Genomic DNA, 14866 nt, shown 5'->3' on the forward strand with positions numbered 1-14866 from the left:
CCTGCCGATCGAGGGAGATACGAATGACCGGGATCAATCGTCGCGCAATGCTGGCCGCCGGCGCGGCTGCCGGCGCGCTGCCCTGGCGCAGCGCCCGCGCGCAGGCCGCCAATACCATCAAGATCGGCGTGCTGAACGACCAGTCCGGCCTGTACCGCGACGTGAACGGGCCGGGCTCGGTGGTCTGCGTGCGCCAGGCGATCGCCGACCTTGGCCTGGCCGCGCGCGGCATCAACGTGGAAGTCGTGGTGGGCGACCACCAGAACCGCCCGGATGTCGGCGTGAACATCACGCGCCAGTGGATCGACCGCGATGGCGTCGACATGATCATCGACGTGCCGACCTCCTCGGTCGCGCTCGCAGTGAACACGGTCGTGCGGGAGAAGAACAAGGTCTACATCAACTCCTCGGGCGCCACCTCGGACCTCACGGGGTCGGCCTGCTCGCCCAACACGGTGCACTGGACCTACGACACCTACATGCTGGCGAAGTCGACCGGCGGCGCGATGGTGCGCGCGGGCGGCGACAGCTGGTTCTTCATCACTGCCGACTACGCCTTCGGCCATGCGCTGGAACGCGACACCGGCAATTTCGTGCGCGCCGCCGGCGGGCGCGTGCTGGGCCAGGTGCGCACGCCCTTCCCGGGCACCACCGACTTCAGCAGCTTCCTGGTGCAGGCGCAGGCGTCGCGCGCCAAGGTGATCGGGCTGGCCAATGCCGGCGGGGACACCATCAACTCGATCAAGCAGGCGGCCGAATTCGGCGTCACGCGCCGCGGCGTGAAGCTGGCCGCGCTGCTGATGTTCATCTCGGACGTCCATTCGCTGGGCCTGCAGACGGCGCAGGGGCTGGTCTGCACCGAGACCTTCTACTGGGACCTGAACGACCGTACCCGCGCCTTCACCGGCCGCGTCGTGCCGAACATGCCGCAGGGGCTGCGCCCGGGCATGGCGCAGGCCGGCTGCTATTCGGGTGCGATGCACTACCTGAAGGCGGTGATGGAACTGGGCGTCGCGGCGGCCAAGGCCGATGGCGCGGCGACCGTCGCGCGCATGAAGGCGATGCCGACCGAGGACGATGCCTTCGGCGCGGGGTCGATCCGCGTCGATGGCCGCCGGCTCTGCCCGGCCTACCTGCTGGAAGTGAAGACCCCGGCCGAGAGCCGCGGTCCCTGGGACTACTACAAGCTGCTGCAGACCACCCCGGCCGACGAGGCGTTCCGCCCGCTCGCGGAGGGTGGCTGCGCGCTCGTGCGGAGCTGACGCGCGCGCCGCTGCGCCTGCCGTCCCGGCCCGTGCTTGAAGGCCGGGCCGGGCCGCGGGACGCGGCGGCGCCGATCATCGGGCCACGCAGTCCCGATGGATGCCGTGCCTGACGCCCCGGGCGGGAGCCAACCCAGCCCGGGGACGACGACAATCAACAGGAGGATGTCCCGATGGAGCTGACCCGCCGCAGTGCCCTGGCCGCCGGCACCGCCGCCGCGATCGCGCCGCTGAGCCGCGCCCGCGCGCAGGCGAACACGATCCGCATCGGCGTGCTGACCGACATGTCGGGCACCTACCGGGACAATACCGGCCCGACCTCGGTTGCCTGCACGCGCGAGGCAGTGGCCGAGTTCGGCGCCAGCCACGGCTTCACCGTGGAAGTGGTCGAGGCCGACCACCAGAACCGCCCCGATGTCGGCTCCAACATCGCGCGCCAATGGTACGACCAGGGCGTCGATGTGATCGTCGACGTGCCGACGTCGTCGGTCGGGCTCGCGGTCAACCAGATCGCGCGGGAGAAGAACAAGGCCTACCTGAATGTCGGCTCCGCCACCGCGGACATGACCGGCCCCGCCTGTTCGCCCAACACAATCCACTGGGCCTACGACACCTACATGCTGGCGAAGTCGACCGGCGGGGCGATGGTGCGCGCGGGCGGCGACAGCTGGTTCTTCATCACGGCCGACTATGCCTTCGGCCATGCGCTGGAACGCGACAACGCGAATTTCGTGCGCGCCGCGGGCGGGCGGGTCGTGGGGCAGGTGCGGACACCTTTCCCCGGCACCACCGACTTCAGCAGCTTCCTGGTGCAGGCGGCGGCGGCGCGGCCCAAGGTGATCGGCCTGGCGAATGCCGGCGCGGACACCGCCAACTGCGTGAAGCAGGCCGCCGAATTCGGCATCACGCGGCGCGGCATCAAGCTGGCGGCGCTGCTGCTGTTCGTGAACGACGTCCAGGGCATCGGCCTGCAGACCGCGCAGGGGCTGGTCTGCACGGAATCCTTCTACTGGAACACCAACGACAAGACGCGCGCCTGGACGCAGCGCGTCATCCGCCGCACGCCGACCAACTACCCGAACATGATCCATGCGGGCTGCTATTCGGCGACGCTGCATTTCCTCAAGACCGTGGCGGCGATGGGCGTGCCGGCGGCCAAGGCCTCGGGCCTCGAACTGATCAACCGCATGAAGGCCACGCCCAGCGAGGATGACTGCTTCGGCACTGGCACCATCCGCGCCGATGGCCGCCGCCTGATCCCGTCCTTCCTGTTCGAGGTGAAGTCGCCGGCCGAGAGCTCCGGCCCGTGGGATTTCTACAAGCTGCTGCAGACCACGCCGGCCAACGAGGCATTCCGCCCGCTCGCCGAGGGGAACTGCCCGCTCGTGCGGAGCTGACAGCCCGCCGCACCACGATCGACGCGCATCAAGACGCGGCAACACCACAGGGAAGGACACCACGACATGACCGAGATCAACCGCCGGACCGTACTGGCCGCCGGCGCAGGACTGGGCGGGCTGCCGTTCACCCGCGCCCGCGCGCAGGCGGCCAACACCATCAAGATCGCGCTGCTGTGCGACTTCTCAGGCACCTATCGCGACGTGACGGGGCCGAACGAACTGGCCTGCGTGCGCCAGGCTGCCGCCGAATTCGCCAATCGCGGCTTCAACATCGAAGTCACCTTCGCCGACAACCAGAACCGCGCGGATGTGGGCTCCAATATCGCGCGCACCTGGTTCGACCGCGACGGCGTCGATTGCCTGGTCGATGGCGGGGCGTCGTCGGTCGCGCTCGCGGTCAACGACGTGGTGCGCGAGAAGAACAAGGTCTACGTCAATTCGTCCTCCGCCACGTCGGACCTGACGGGGCGCGCCTGCTCGCCCAACCTCGTGCACTGGACCTACGACACCTACATGCTGGCGAAGTCGACCGGCGGCGCCACGGTGCGCGCGGGCGGGGACAGCTGGTACTTCATCACGGCGGACTATGCCTTCGGCCATGCGCTGGAACGCGACACCGCGAACTTCGTCCGCCAGGCCGGCGGGCGGGTGCTGGGGCAGGTGCGCACGCCGTTTCCGGGCACGTCGGATTTCTCCTCCTTCCTGCTCCAGGCGCAGACCTCGCGCGCCAAGGTCATCGGCCTGGCCAATGCCGGCAGCGACACCATCAACTGCATCAAGCAGGCGGCGGAATTCGGGCTGACGCGGCGCGGCATCAAGCTGGCCTCGCTGCTGATGTTCATGCCGGACGTGCATTCGCTGGGCCTGGAAGCCACGCAGGGGCTGATCTGCACCGAGACCTTCTACTGGGACCTCAATGACCGCACCCGCGCCTTCACCAACCGCGTGCGCGCAAACCTGCAGCCCAACGTGCCGCTGTGCATGAACCACGCGGGCGGCTACGCCTCGGTGCTGCACTACCTGAAGGCGGTGGCCGACATGGGCGTGGCGCAGGCCAAGGCGAATGGCGCCGAGGTGGTGGCGCGCATGAAGGCGATGCCCTGCGACGATGACTGCTTCGGCCCCGGCAGCATCCGCCAGGACGGGCGCAAGCTGCACCCGGCCTATCTGTTCGAGGTGAAGTCGCCGGCCGAGAGCCGCGGCCAGTACGACTACTACAAGCTGCTGCAGACCACCGCCGGCAACGACGCCTTCCGCCCGATGGCGGAGGGCAATTGCTCGCTGGTGCGCAGCTGATCCTGCACCGATGACCACGCGGCGGCGCCGAACCACCGGCGCCGCCCAGCACGCAAGGGAGAACGGAGTGATGCACGCCAGTCGCCGAAGCCTTCTCGCCTCCGCCGCGCTCGCGGCGCCGATCTCGCGCGCCCGCGCCCAGGGCGGCACCATCCGCATCGGTGTGCTGACCGACATGTCGGGGCCGTATCGCGACACCACCGGTCCCGGCAGCGTCGTCATGACGCAGGCGGCGGCGGCGGAATTCGCCAATCGCGGTTTCACGGTCGAGGTGCTGCAGGCCGACCACCAGAACCGCCCCGATGTCGGCGCCAACCTGGCGCGGCAATGGTACGATCAGGGGGTGGATGCGATCGTCGATGTGCCGACATCCTCGGTCGCCTTCGCGGTCAACACCATCGCGCGCGAGAAGAACAAGGTCTTCCTGAATTCCGGCGCGGCCAGTTCCGACCTCACGGGCGCGCAATGCAGCCCGAACACGGTGCACTGGACCTACGACACCTGGATGCTGGCCAAGGGCACCGGGGCGGCCATCGTGCGCACCGGAGGCGACAGCTGGTTCTTCGTGACCGCCGACTACGCCTTCGGCCACGCGCTGGAACGCGACACCGCGAATTTCGTGCGTGGCGCGGGCGGGCGCGTGGTGGGGCAGGTGCGCTACCCGTTCCCCGCCACCACCGATTTCTCGGCCTTCGTGCTGCAGGCGCAGGCGTCGCGCGCCAAGGTGCTGGGCATGGCCAATGCCAGCACCGACACGGTGAACACCATCAAGGCGGCGCGCGAATTCGGCCTGCACCGGTCGATGAAGTTCGCCGCCCTGCTGATGGGCGTGATGGACATCCACGCGCTGGGGCTGGAATCCGCGCAGGGGCTGCTGCTGACGGAATCCTTCTACTGGGACCTCAATGACCGCACCCGCGCGCTGACGCAGCGCACCCGCGCCGCCAACCAGAACCGCCCGCCCGCCATGGTGCCGGCGGGCTGCTATGGCGCCACGCTGCACTACCTGAAGGCGGTGGCGGACATGGGCGTGGCCGCCGCCAAGGCCGATGGCCGCGCCGCGGTGGCGCGCATGAAGGCGATGCCGACCGATGACGACGCCTTCGGCCCCGGGCGCATCCGCGAAGATGGCCGCAAGCTCCATCCGGTGTATCTGTTCGAGGTGAAGTCGCCATCCGAATCCCGCGCGCCCTTCGACTACTACAAGGTCGCCGCCACCACGGCCGCGGAGGAAGCCTTCCGCCCGCTGGCCGAGGGCGGTTGCTCGCTCGTGCGTTCCTGACAAGGATCTGACTGCCCATGCTCGAAATCATCGAGAACTTCCTCGGCATCCCGGCGCCGCTGCTGTTCGGGCAATTGCTGCTCGGCCTCATCAACGGCGCCTTCTATGCGATGCTCTCGCTCGGGCTCGCGGTGATCTTCGGGCTGCTCAACATCATCAACTTCACCCATGGCGCGCAGTTCATGATGGGCGCCTTCGTCGCCTGGATGCTGTTGGCCTGGGGGGGCTTGGGCTATTGGTGGGCGCTGCTGATCGCGCCGCTGATCGTGGGTGCCACCGGCGTGGTCATCGAACGGCTGATGATCAGCCGGCTTTACAAGCTTGATCACCTGTATGGCCTGCTGCTGACCTTCGGCATCGGCCTGATCATCGAGGGGCTGTTCCGCAACCACTTCGGCTCCTCCGGCCTGCCCTACCGCATCCCCGCCGAGCTCTCGGGGGCGTGGGACCTCGGCTTCATGTTCATGCCGGTCTATCGCGGCTGGGTGGTGGTCTTCGCGCTGGCCTGCTGCCTCGCGACCTGGCTGGTCATCGAGAAGACGCGCCTGGGCGCCTATCTGCGCGCCGCGACCGAGAACGCCGCCCTGGTGCAGGCCTTCGGCGTGAACGTGCCGCGCATGATCACGCTGACCTACGGGGCAGGGGTGGCGCTGGCCGCACTCGCCGGCGTGCTGGCCGCGCCGATCTATTCGGTGAACCCGCAGATGGGCACCAACCTCATCATCGTGGTCTTCGCGGTCGTCGTGATCGGCGGGATGGGGTCGATCCTGGGGTCGGTCATCACCGGCTTCGGGCTCGGCATCGTCGAGGGACTCACCAAGGTGTTCTGGCCGGAGGCCTCGGCCACGGTCATCTTCGTCATCATGGCGATCGTGCTGCTGGCACGTCCCGCCGGCCTGTTCGGGAGGGCGTGAGCCATGGCGTCCGAAACCACCGCCGGCGCGATCGCGCCCACCACCCGCGACGAGGGCGGCATCTGGGGCTTCTCGACCGCGCAGCTCGCGGCCCTGGGCGTGCTGGTCGCGTTCCTCGCGGTCGCGCCGTTCTTTCTCTACCCGGTCTTCCTGATGAAGCTGCTGTGCTTCGCGTTGTTCGCCTGCGCCTTCAACCTGCTGATCGGCTATGTCGGACTGCTGAGCTTCGGCCATGCCGCGTATTTCGGCATGGGTGGCTACATCGCCGGCCACGCGGCGAAGGTCTGGGGCCTCAGCCCCGAGGTCGCGGTGCTGGCCGGTGCGGCCGTGGCCGGCCTGCAGGGCTGGGTGTTCGGCTGGATCGCGATCCGCCGGCAGGGCATCTACTTCGCCATGATCACGCTGGCGCTGGCGCAGATGATCTACTTCGTCTGCGTGCAGGCGCCCTTCACCGGCGGCGAGGACGGCATCCAGGCGATCCCGCGCGGCTCGCTGTTCGGCTCGGTCAGCCTGTCCTCCGACATGAACATGTACTGGTTCGTCGCCGCCATCTTCCTGGCCGGCTTCCTGGCCATCCACCGCATCATCCATTCGCCCTACGGCCAGGTGCTGAAGGCGATCCGCGAGAATGAACCGCGCGCCACGTCGCTGGGCTACCGCACGGATGACTACAAGCTGGTGGCCTTCATCCTGTCGGCCACGCTGGCCGGTGTCGCGGGTGGCGTGAAGTCGCTGGTCTTCGGCATCGCGACCCTGACCGACGTGCACTGGGCCATGTCGGGCGAGGTGGTGCTGATGACCCTGGTCGGCGGCCTCGGCACGGTGTTCGGCCCGGTTGTCGGCGCCGCGGTGATCGTGACGATGCAGAACTACCTGGCGGAGATGGGCGCCTGGGTCACGGTGATCCAGGGCGGCATCTTCATCACCGTCGTGCTGGCCTTCCGGCGCGGCATCGTCGGTGAGATCGCCAACCTGTTCCGGGTGAAGCTGTAGCCCGGCACGCAACGCGCGAGATGGCGGCATGGCCAAGGCGTATTGGGTCGCAACCTATCGTTCGGTCGGCAACCCGGAGGCGGTTGCGGCCTATGCCGCGCTCGGCGGCCCGGCGCTGACCGCCGCCGGCGGCCGCATCCTGGCCCGCGGGATGCCCGCGCACCTCTACGAGGCCGGGTTGCAGCAGCGCACCGTGGTGATCGAATTCGACAGCGTCGATCAGGCGCGCGCCGCGCATGACAGCCCGGCCTACCAGGCGGCGCTTGCCGCGCTGGGTGACGGCGCGGTGCGCGACATCCGGATCATGGAAGGCGCCTGACCGCCGGCGCGCTTGCCCGCGCCTGCGGCTCGCGCCACGCTGCACCGCAGCACAGCGGTGAGGCGATCATGGCGGCGAAGAAATTCCACCTCGGCTGGTTCCTCCAGGGTTCCTCGGTGCAGGCCTGGGGCGAGGATTGGACCGGCAATATCGGCACCGAATGGATGGTGCCGGAATTCTTTGTCGAGATGACGCGCAACCTCGAACGCGCCTGCTTCGACTACGTGCTACTGGAAGACAGTTCCTACATCGGCGAATCCTACGGCGGGTCGCGCGAGATCTACCTGCATCACGGCCTGTCCACGCCACGGCAGGACCCCTCGGTGGTGGCGGCGATCCTGGCGCGCGAGACGTCGCGCATCGGGATCGTCGCGACCTTCGGCACCTTCGCCTATCCGCCGTATCTGCTGGCGCGGCTGGTGGCGTCGCTCGACCAGGTCTCCTCCGGCCGGATCGGCTGGAACGCGGTGACCGGGTCGTCGGACTATGCCGCGCGCAATTTCGGCCTGGACGGGATGCCCCCGCACGACACGCGCTACGACATCGCCGACGAATACATGGAGGTGGCGCGCAAGCTCTGGGGCAGCTGGGAGCCCGGCGCGATCGTCGCCGACCGCGAGAGCGGCATCTTGGTGGACCACACCAAGGTCCATGCGATCGACCATGCCGGCCAGTACTTCAAGGTGCGCGGGCCGCTCAATTCCGGTCCCTGCCCGCAGGGCCAGCCGGTCATCGCCCAGGCCGGCGGGTCGCCGCGCGGGCGGGAATTCGCCTCCCGCCATTCCGACACCATCGTGGCGATGGTGAAGGGCACGGCCGGAATGAAGGCCTATCGCGACGACATCCGCGCGCGGATGGTCGCGCACGGTCGCAACCCGGACGACTGCAAGGTACTGTTCCTGGTCTCGCCGGTGCTGGGCGATACCGAGGAAGAGGCCCGCGCCCGCCACAAGCGCCGCCTGGCCACCACCGAGGAGGAGATCGCGCGGCGCCTCGCGCATCTGTCGAAGATCACCAACCTCGATTTCGGCGCGCTGCCGCTCGACAAGCCGCTGGGCAGCCTGACCACGAACGGCCACCAGCAATCGCTCGACGAATTCCTGCGCAAGGCCGGCAACAGGACGTTGCGCGAGGCCGCCGAGATCTACTCGGACGCCGGCTCCATCCCGCTGGTCGGCACGCCGGCGCAGGTGGCGCAGCAGATGGGCGCGGCCATGGAGGAGATCGGCGGCGACGGCTTCCTGATCACCACCAACCAGACCTCGCGCCGCGTCATCGCGGAGATCGCCGACGGGCTGGTGCCCGAGCTCCAGCGCCGCGGCCTGACGCGCCGGTCCTACGACCACGCGATGTTCCGCGACAACCTGCTGGCGTTCTGAACCGGGCGCAGCCGTCCGGGCGTGGCCGGCGGGGCTGGCGCCGGACCGCCGCGCGGCGGGTATCAGCCCGTCTTCGGCCCGTAGACATCCGGCACGTACAATTCGCGCGGCAGCGTCGCGCGCTCGTAGTTCGGGTTGAACACGCGCTCGGGCAGCACGACGGGTTCGTGCGGCACCTCGCCATAGGGGATGACCGACAGCAGGTGCGCGATGCAGTTCAGCCGCGCCAACTTCTTGTCGTTGCCTTCCACGATGGTCCACGGCGCCTCGGCGATGTTCGTGCGCGCGAACATGTCCTCCTTGGCCTTGGTGTACTTCTCCCACCGCACGCGCGACTGCAGGTCCATCGGCGAGAGCTTCCACTGCTTGATCGGGTCGTGGATGCGCATCAGGAAGCGGAACTGCTGTTCCTCATCGGTGATGGAGAACCAGTACTTCACCAGCACGATGCCCGACCGCACCAGCATGCGCTCGAACTCCGGCACGTCGCGGAAGAATTCCTCGACCTGGTTCTCGCTCGCGAAGCCCATCACGCGCTCGACGCCGGCGCGGTTGTACCAGGACCGGTCGAACAGCACGATCTCGCCGGCGGCGGGCAGGTGCGGGACGTAGCGCTGGAAGTACCATTGCGACTTCTCGCGTTCGGTGGGGGCGGGCAGGGCGACCACGCGGCAGGACCGCGGATTCACGCGCTGGGTGATGCGCTTGATGACGCCGCCCTTGCCGGCGGAATCGCGCCCTTCGAACAGCACCACCAGCTTCAGGCCCTGGTGCGCCACCCAGTCCTGCAGCTTCACCAGCTCCGACTGCAGGCGCAGCAATTCGCGGAAGTAGAAGGCGCGCTCCAGCGTCGCCTTCTTCCGCTTGCCCAACAGCGCGCGCAGCTCCGCCGGGATGCGCGCGTCGTCGATCTCCTGCTCCAGCTCCTCGTCGAAATCATCCTCGAGTTCGAGGTCGAGCCAAGGGCGGTCATCGGCGTGGTCGGTCATGCGGCGGCTCTCGGATACGGTGCGGCGGTGCGGGCGCAACGCGCGGTCGGGGAACATGGCTGCGCCGGGTCGCGCGACCCGGCCGGCCGCCGCTGTAGCGCCTTCGCGCGATGGCGGTGTGACGGTTCCGCGTCAGTCCCGCGAAACGCCGCCGAAGGGGCTCAATCCGCGAAGGACCCCGCGGCGGTGATGATCGGGCGCCAGCGCGCGATCTCCTCCGCATGGAAACGCCGATGGAAGGCCAGGCTGGCGCGTTCCGGCGTGGCCGGGTCGGTCACCAGCTCGGCGAAGCGCGTGCGCAGGCGTTCGTCCTGCAGGGCCAGCAGCAGCGCGGCGTTCAGGCGCTGCTGCACCGCCTCCGGCGTGCCGGCGGGCGCATAGAGGCCGTGCCAGGTGCTCATGGTGATCGCCGGCGCGCCGGCCTCGGTGGTGGTGGGGATGGCGGGCAGGCCGGCCAGCCGCTGCGGGCTGGTCACGCCATAGGCGCGCACCCGGTTGTCGCGGATGAAGGGCGCGGTGTTGGTGGCCTGGTCACACAGCAGGTCGAGCCGCCCGGCCATGAGCTCCGTGATCGCCGGCGCGGTGCCGCGAAAGCCCACGATGGTGGCGCGGTTGCCGGCGGCCTGTTGCAGCAGCAGCCCGCACAGGTTGGCCGCCGAACCGAGGCCCGCGGTGCCAAGGTTCAGCGCCTCGCCGCGCCGGTTCAGCTCGGCCACCAGCCCGGCCAGGTTCTCCGCCGGGAAGCCCGGCTTGGCGATGATCGTCATCGCCGCATCGGACACCAGGCCGAGCGGCGCGAAGCCGTTCAGCGTGTCGAAGGACAGGCGGCGGAACAGCGTCGCGCCGGCCGCCATGCCGACATTGGTCATCAGCAGCGTGTAGCCGTCGGGCCGCGCCTGCGCGACGCGCTGCGCGCCGACATGGGCGGGGCCGATATTCTCGACCACCACGGGCTGCGGCAGGTGCTTGCCCAGGGCTTCCGCGACCAGGCGGGAGATCACGTCGGTCGGCCCGCCGGCGGCGGCGCCCGCGACGATGGTGATGGTGCGGGACGGGTAGTCCTGCGCCAGCGCGGGTGATGCGAGCATCAGGGCGGCCGCGGCCAGGGCGGTCCTGCGGGAAGGGGTCATGGCGGTTCCTCCGGCGCGATCCCGTTGGCCGGGCCGTCGCTGAGGCAATCGCAGCATCTTTCGGGGGCGCCGTCATCCCGGCCCGGGGCCGATGGAACGGCGCTGTCCGCCTGCATGCTAGACCGGCAGCCCCGCCGGCGGCTTCACGCTGCGCAGCACGAAGGCGCTTTTCGTGTCCTTCACCCCCGGCAGGCGCAGCAGCCGGCGCGTCGCGAATTCGCCATAGGCTTCGAGGTCAGCGGCCACGACCTGCAGCAGGTAGTCGGTCTCCCCGCTCATGGCCCAGGCGGCCAGCACCTCGGGCATGCGGCCGATGGCGGCGTGGAAGGCCTCGACCGTTTCCTCCGACCGCGAGGCCAGGCTGACCTGCACGAAGGCCGTCAGCCCCAGCCCGAGCCGCGGCGCGTCCAGCACGGCGGCATAGCCGGCGATGACGCCCGAATCCTCCAGCCGCTTCAGCCGGCGCTGGCAGGGCGTTGCGGACAGCCCGACACGTTCGGCCAGCGCGACCACCGGGGCGCGGCCATCGCGCTGCACCTCGCGCAGCAGCTTGCGGTCGATGGCATCGAGGGTGATGGCGGAATTCGTCATGGATCGGGCTACCTGTAGAGAAATTCCCTCAATTTACCGCGAATCGACATCGGCTTCGCCCGTTTTTCGCGTCGATCCGCTGCGATCCTGCTGCGAACGCAGGAGGCTTCGACCATGGACATCCCGCCCGACCGCACGGCCGTCGCCGGCATCGCCTCCGATGCCAACCCGATGGGCACGGATGGCTTCGACTTCGTCGAATTCACCGGCCCCGACATCGCGCAGATCGAACGCGTCTTCGCCAGCCTGGGCTTCGCGCCGGTGGCGCGGCACCGCTCCAAGCGCGTGACGCTGTGGCGCCAGGGCGACGTGAACTTCGTGCTGAATGCCGAGCCGGAATCCTACGCCCAGGCCTTCGGGCGCATCCATGGCCCCTGCGCCTGCGCCATGGCGTTGCGCGTGGCCGACGCGGCCGCCGCCTTCGACCGCGCGGTGCGGCTGGGCGCACGCCCCTTCCATGGCCGCGTCGGCCCGATGGAGCTCAACATCCCGGCCATCGAGGGGATCGGCGGGTCGCTGATCTATTTCGTCGATCGCTACGGCCCGGCGGGCAGCATCTGGGATGTCGATTTCCGCTGGATCGATGGCGCCGAGCGCAACCCGAAGGGCGCCGGGCTGACGCTGATCGACCACCTGACGCACAACGTCCATCGCGGCCGCATGGAGGCCTGGGCGGGCTTCTACGAACGTCTCTTCAACTTCCGCGAGATCCGCTACTTCGACATCGAGGGCAAGCTGACCGGCCTGAAGTCCAAGGCCATGACCAGCCCCTGCGGCCAGATCCGCATCCCGATCAACGAGAGCAGCGACGATCGCAGCCAGATCGAGGAATACCTGCGCGCCTACAATGGCGAGGGCATCCAGCACATCGCCATGGGCACGGCGGACATCCACGCGAGCGTCGAGGGCCTGGCCGCCGGCGGGGTGCGCTTCCTCGACACGCCGGACACCTATTACGAATTGCTGCCGCAGCGCCTGCCCGACACCGGGGAGGACATGGCGCGCCTGGCCCGCAACCGCATCCTGATGGATGGCTCGCCCTCCGGCGGGCGGCTGCTGCAGATCTTCACCGAGACGGTGATCGGCCCGATCTTCTTCGAACTGATCCAGCGCAAGGGCGACCAGGGCTTCGGCGAGGGCAATTTCCGCGCCCTGTTCGAATCCATCGAACTCGACCAGGTGCGGCGCGGCGTGCTGAAGCCGGCGGCCGAATAGACCCGCGCCGCCAGCCGCGGGCGGCCGCCGCCCAGCCGGCCGCGATCGTCCCGACAACCCGGGCTTAACCCGGTGCCGTCATGATCCCCGCGGTTCCTCGGGGGGCGCGGATGCAAGGCTGGCTTGGCTCGATCGCGGTGCGGATCTACCTCGTGCTCGGCGCCTTGACGCTGCTTGCCGCGGGTGGCGGCATCGCCGCGCATGTCACGCTGGTCGACTACGGGCGGGACGTCGCGACGGTCGGGCGGCTGCAGGAACGCGCCTACCTCGCGCAGCGCATCGATGCCGGCGTCTATGCCGTCGTGATGGAAAGCCGCGGCCTGTACATGGCGAAGGACCGCGCGGAATCCGAACGCTTCGCCGCCGGGCTGCGCCGCCACCTGGCCGATATCCGCCGCGATGCCGGCCGTCTGTCGGTCGTCGCCGCCGGCGTCGAGACCGTCCCGCCGCTGCTCGCGGCCCTGGCCGACTTCATCCGCTTTCGGGACGAACTTGCGCGGATCGGCGTGGAACAGGGCGCGCCGGCGGCCGACGCCATGGGCAACAACGCCGCCAACCGCGCCAACCGCGGGCGGGTGAACACCGCGCTCGCCGCCGCCGCGGCAGGCTTCAACGACGCCGCGCAGGCCGCCGCGCAGGACATCATCACCTCGGGCGAACGGCTCGCCTTCCTGCTGCTGGCGGCCATGCTGGGCGGCGCGCTGCTGGCCGGCGGGATCGCGCTGTGGCTGGTGCGTTCGCGCATCGCCCTGCCGCTCGCGCGGCTGAACCGCGGCATGGAGGACCTGGTCGCCGGCCGCCCGGGCACCGAGCTGCGCGATGCCGCTCGGCACGACGAGATCGGCGACATGGCACGCGCGCTGCTGGTCTTCCGCCGCAACGCCGCCGAGAACGACGCGCTGCGCACCGCGCAGGAGAACGCGCGCGAAGCGGCCCAGCAGGAGCGCATCCAGGCGCTGCGCGGCATGGCCGACCGGCTCGAGACCGAGACGCGCCAGGCGGTCGAGAGCATCGGCGATCGCATCGCCGCCATGGCCGACGAGGCCGAGCGCATGGCCGAGGGCGCGGCCTTCGCCGCGACTGGCACCCAGACGCTGGCCGTGGGCGCGCAATCGACGCTCGACCACTCGACCGGCAGCGCCGCGGCGGCGGAGCAGATGTCCGCCTCGATCCGCGAGATCACCACCCGCGTCGGGGAGGCCGCGTCCGCCACCCGCCGCGCCGTTGCCGGCACCGAGGACGGCAACCGCGCCATCGCCGGCCTGCAGCAGTCGGTCGAGCGCATCGGCGAGGTCGCGCGCCTGATCTCCGATATCGCCGCGCGCACCAACCTGCTCGCGCTCAACGCGACCATCGAGGCGGCGCGCGCGGGCGATGCCGGCAAGGGCTTCGCGGTGGTGGCCGGCGAGGTGAAGTCGCTCGCCGCCCAGACCGCCCGCAGCACCGAGGAAATCGGGCAGCAGATCGAAGCCGTGGTCGCCGCCACCGGCCAGGCGGTGCGCGCGGTGGGTGGCATTGCCGCCACCGTCCAGCAGGTCGATGCGGCTGCCGCGGCGATCGCCGATGCCATGCAGCAGCAGGCCGCGGCAACCACCGAGATCGCCCGCGCCGCGGCCGGCGCCGCCGGTGCGGCGCGCGACATGACCGGCCAGACCACGACGCTGGACGGCATGACCCGGGGTGTCGAGACGCGCGCCGACGCGCTGCGCCGCGCCGCGCGGGAGACCGAGGCCGCGATGGTGGAGCTGCGCGCCACGCTGATCCGCCTGGTGCGGGAATCCACCGAGGAAGTGGACCGCCGTCGTCATCCGCGCCTCGCGACCGAGGCACCAGCCTGGTTCGAAACCACCGCGGGCCGGCACGCGGTGCGCCTGGTCAATCTGTCGGCCGGCGGCGCCGCCGTCAGGGGTGCGCCCACGCTGCCGCCGGGCGCCCGCGGCAGCCTGTCGCTGGGCGGTGCCGCGCCGGTTGCCGCGGTGGTGGTCGATGCCGAGGTCGACTTCATGCGGCTGCGCTTCGCCGACCCGGCGGCGGGCGACGCGCTGGTCGCCACCCTGGACACTCCCGCGGCAGATCTGCGAGCGGCTTAGGCAGCA

Annotated in this window: 13 protein-coding genes; 10 read left to right on the plus strand and 3 right to left on the minus strand. The window is 69.9% G+C overall.

What is annotated here, in order from left to right:
* The first annotated feature begins 23 nt into the window (after nucleotides 1–23).
* From LQ222_RS07785 to LQ222_RS07820, 8 genes are all read left to right on the plus strand, one after another.
* Complete coding sequence (locus LQ222_RS07785; protein ID WP_230165591.1) at nucleotides 24–1262, plus strand: ABC transporter substrate-binding protein; 1239 nt, start codon at nucleotides 24–26, stop codon at nucleotides 1260–1262.
* 173 nt (nucleotides 1263–1435) lie between these two features.
* Nucleotides 1436–2659, plus strand: coding sequence for an ABC transporter substrate-binding protein (locus tag LQ222_RS07790; protein WP_230165592.1), 1224 nt, complete (start codon nucleotides 1436–1438; stop codon nucleotides 2657–2659).
* 66 nt (nucleotides 2660–2725) lie between these two features.
* Nucleotides 2726–3958 (plus strand): ABC transporter substrate-binding protein, encoded by a 1233-nt coding sequence (locus LQ222_RS07795; protein WP_230165593.1) that lies wholly within the window; start codon nucleotides 2726–2728, stop codon nucleotides 3956–3958.
* 70 nt (nucleotides 3959–4028) lie between these two features.
* Nucleotides 4029–5240, plus strand: coding sequence for an ABC transporter substrate-binding protein (locus tag LQ222_RS07800; protein ID WP_230165595.1), 1212 nt, complete (start codon nucleotides 4029–4031; stop codon nucleotides 5238–5240).
* A 17-nt stretch (nucleotides 5241–5257) separates the two neighbouring features.
* The gene (locus tag LQ222_RS07805; protein WP_230165597.1) at nucleotides 5258–6154 is read left to right on the plus strand and encodes a branched-chain amino acid ABC transporter permease; all 897 of its coding nucleotides are present in this window, start codon (nucleotides 5258–5260) and stop codon (nucleotides 6152–6154) included.
* A gap of 3 nt (nucleotides 6155–6157) precedes the next feature.
* Nucleotides 6158–7147, plus strand: coding sequence for a branched-chain amino acid ABC transporter permease (locus tag LQ222_RS07810; RefSeq protein WP_230165598.1), 990 nt, complete (start codon nucleotides 6158–6160; stop codon nucleotides 7145–7147).
* Nucleotides 7148–7175: 28 nt separating this feature from the next.
* A complete protein-coding gene (locus LQ222_RS07815) occupies nucleotides 7176–7466 on the plus strand; it encodes a DUF1330 domain-containing protein (protein ID WP_230165600.1) in 291 nt (96 codons plus the stop codon).
* Nucleotides 7467–7534: 68 nt separating this feature from the next.
* Nucleotides 7535–8845 (plus strand): NtaA/DmoA family FMN-dependent monooxygenase, encoded by a 1311-nt coding sequence (locus tag LQ222_RS07820; RefSeq protein ID WP_230165601.1) that lies wholly within the window; start codon nucleotides 7535–7537, stop codon nucleotides 8843–8845.
* A gap of 62 nt (nucleotides 8846–8907) precedes the next feature.
* On the opposite strand, the gene ppk2 is transcribed toward LQ222_RS07820, so the two are convergent.
* From ppk2 to LQ222_RS07835, 3 genes are all read right to left on the minus strand, one after another.
* Nucleotides 8908–9834, minus strand: coding sequence for a polyphosphate kinase 2 (gene ppk2 / locus LQ222_RS07825; RefSeq protein WP_230165602.1), 927 nt, complete (start codon nucleotides 9832–9834; stop codon nucleotides 8908–8910).
* A gap of 161 nt (nucleotides 9835–9995) precedes the next feature.
* Entirely contained in the window at nucleotides 9996–10964 is a 969-nt protein-coding gene (locus LQ222_RS07830) for a tripartite tricarboxylate transporter substrate-binding protein (RefSeq protein ID WP_230165603.1), read from the minus strand.
* A 117-nt stretch (nucleotides 10965–11081) separates the two neighbouring features.
* Nucleotides 11082–11555, minus strand: a complete 474-nt coding sequence (locus tag LQ222_RS07835) for an Lrp/AsnC family transcriptional regulator (RefSeq protein ID WP_230165604.1) — start codon at nucleotides 11553–11555, stop codon at nucleotides 11082–11084.
* A 114-nt stretch (nucleotides 11556–11669) separates the two neighbouring features.
* On the opposite strand from LQ222_RS07835, the gene hppD reads away from it, so the two are divergent.
* On the plus strand, nucleotides 11670–12770 hold the full coding sequence (hppD, locus tag LQ222_RS07840; protein ID WP_230165605.1) for a 4-hydroxyphenylpyruvate dioxygenase: 1101 nt from the start codon (nucleotides 11670–11672) through the stop codon (nucleotides 12768–12770).
* A 110-nt stretch (nucleotides 12771–12880) separates the two neighbouring features.
* A complete protein-coding gene (locus tag LQ222_RS07845; RefSeq protein ID WP_230165606.1) occupies nucleotides 12881–14860 on the plus strand; it encodes a methyl-accepting chemotaxis protein in 1980 nt (659 codons plus the stop codon).
* The last annotated feature ends 6 nt before the right edge of the window (nucleotides 14861–14866 follow it).

Origin of the sequence: Roseomonas sp. CECT 9278 (assembly GCF_918698155.1) — a bacterium.
GTDB lineage: Bacteria > Pseudomonadota > Alphaproteobacteria > Acetobacterales > Acetobacteraceae > Neoroseomonas.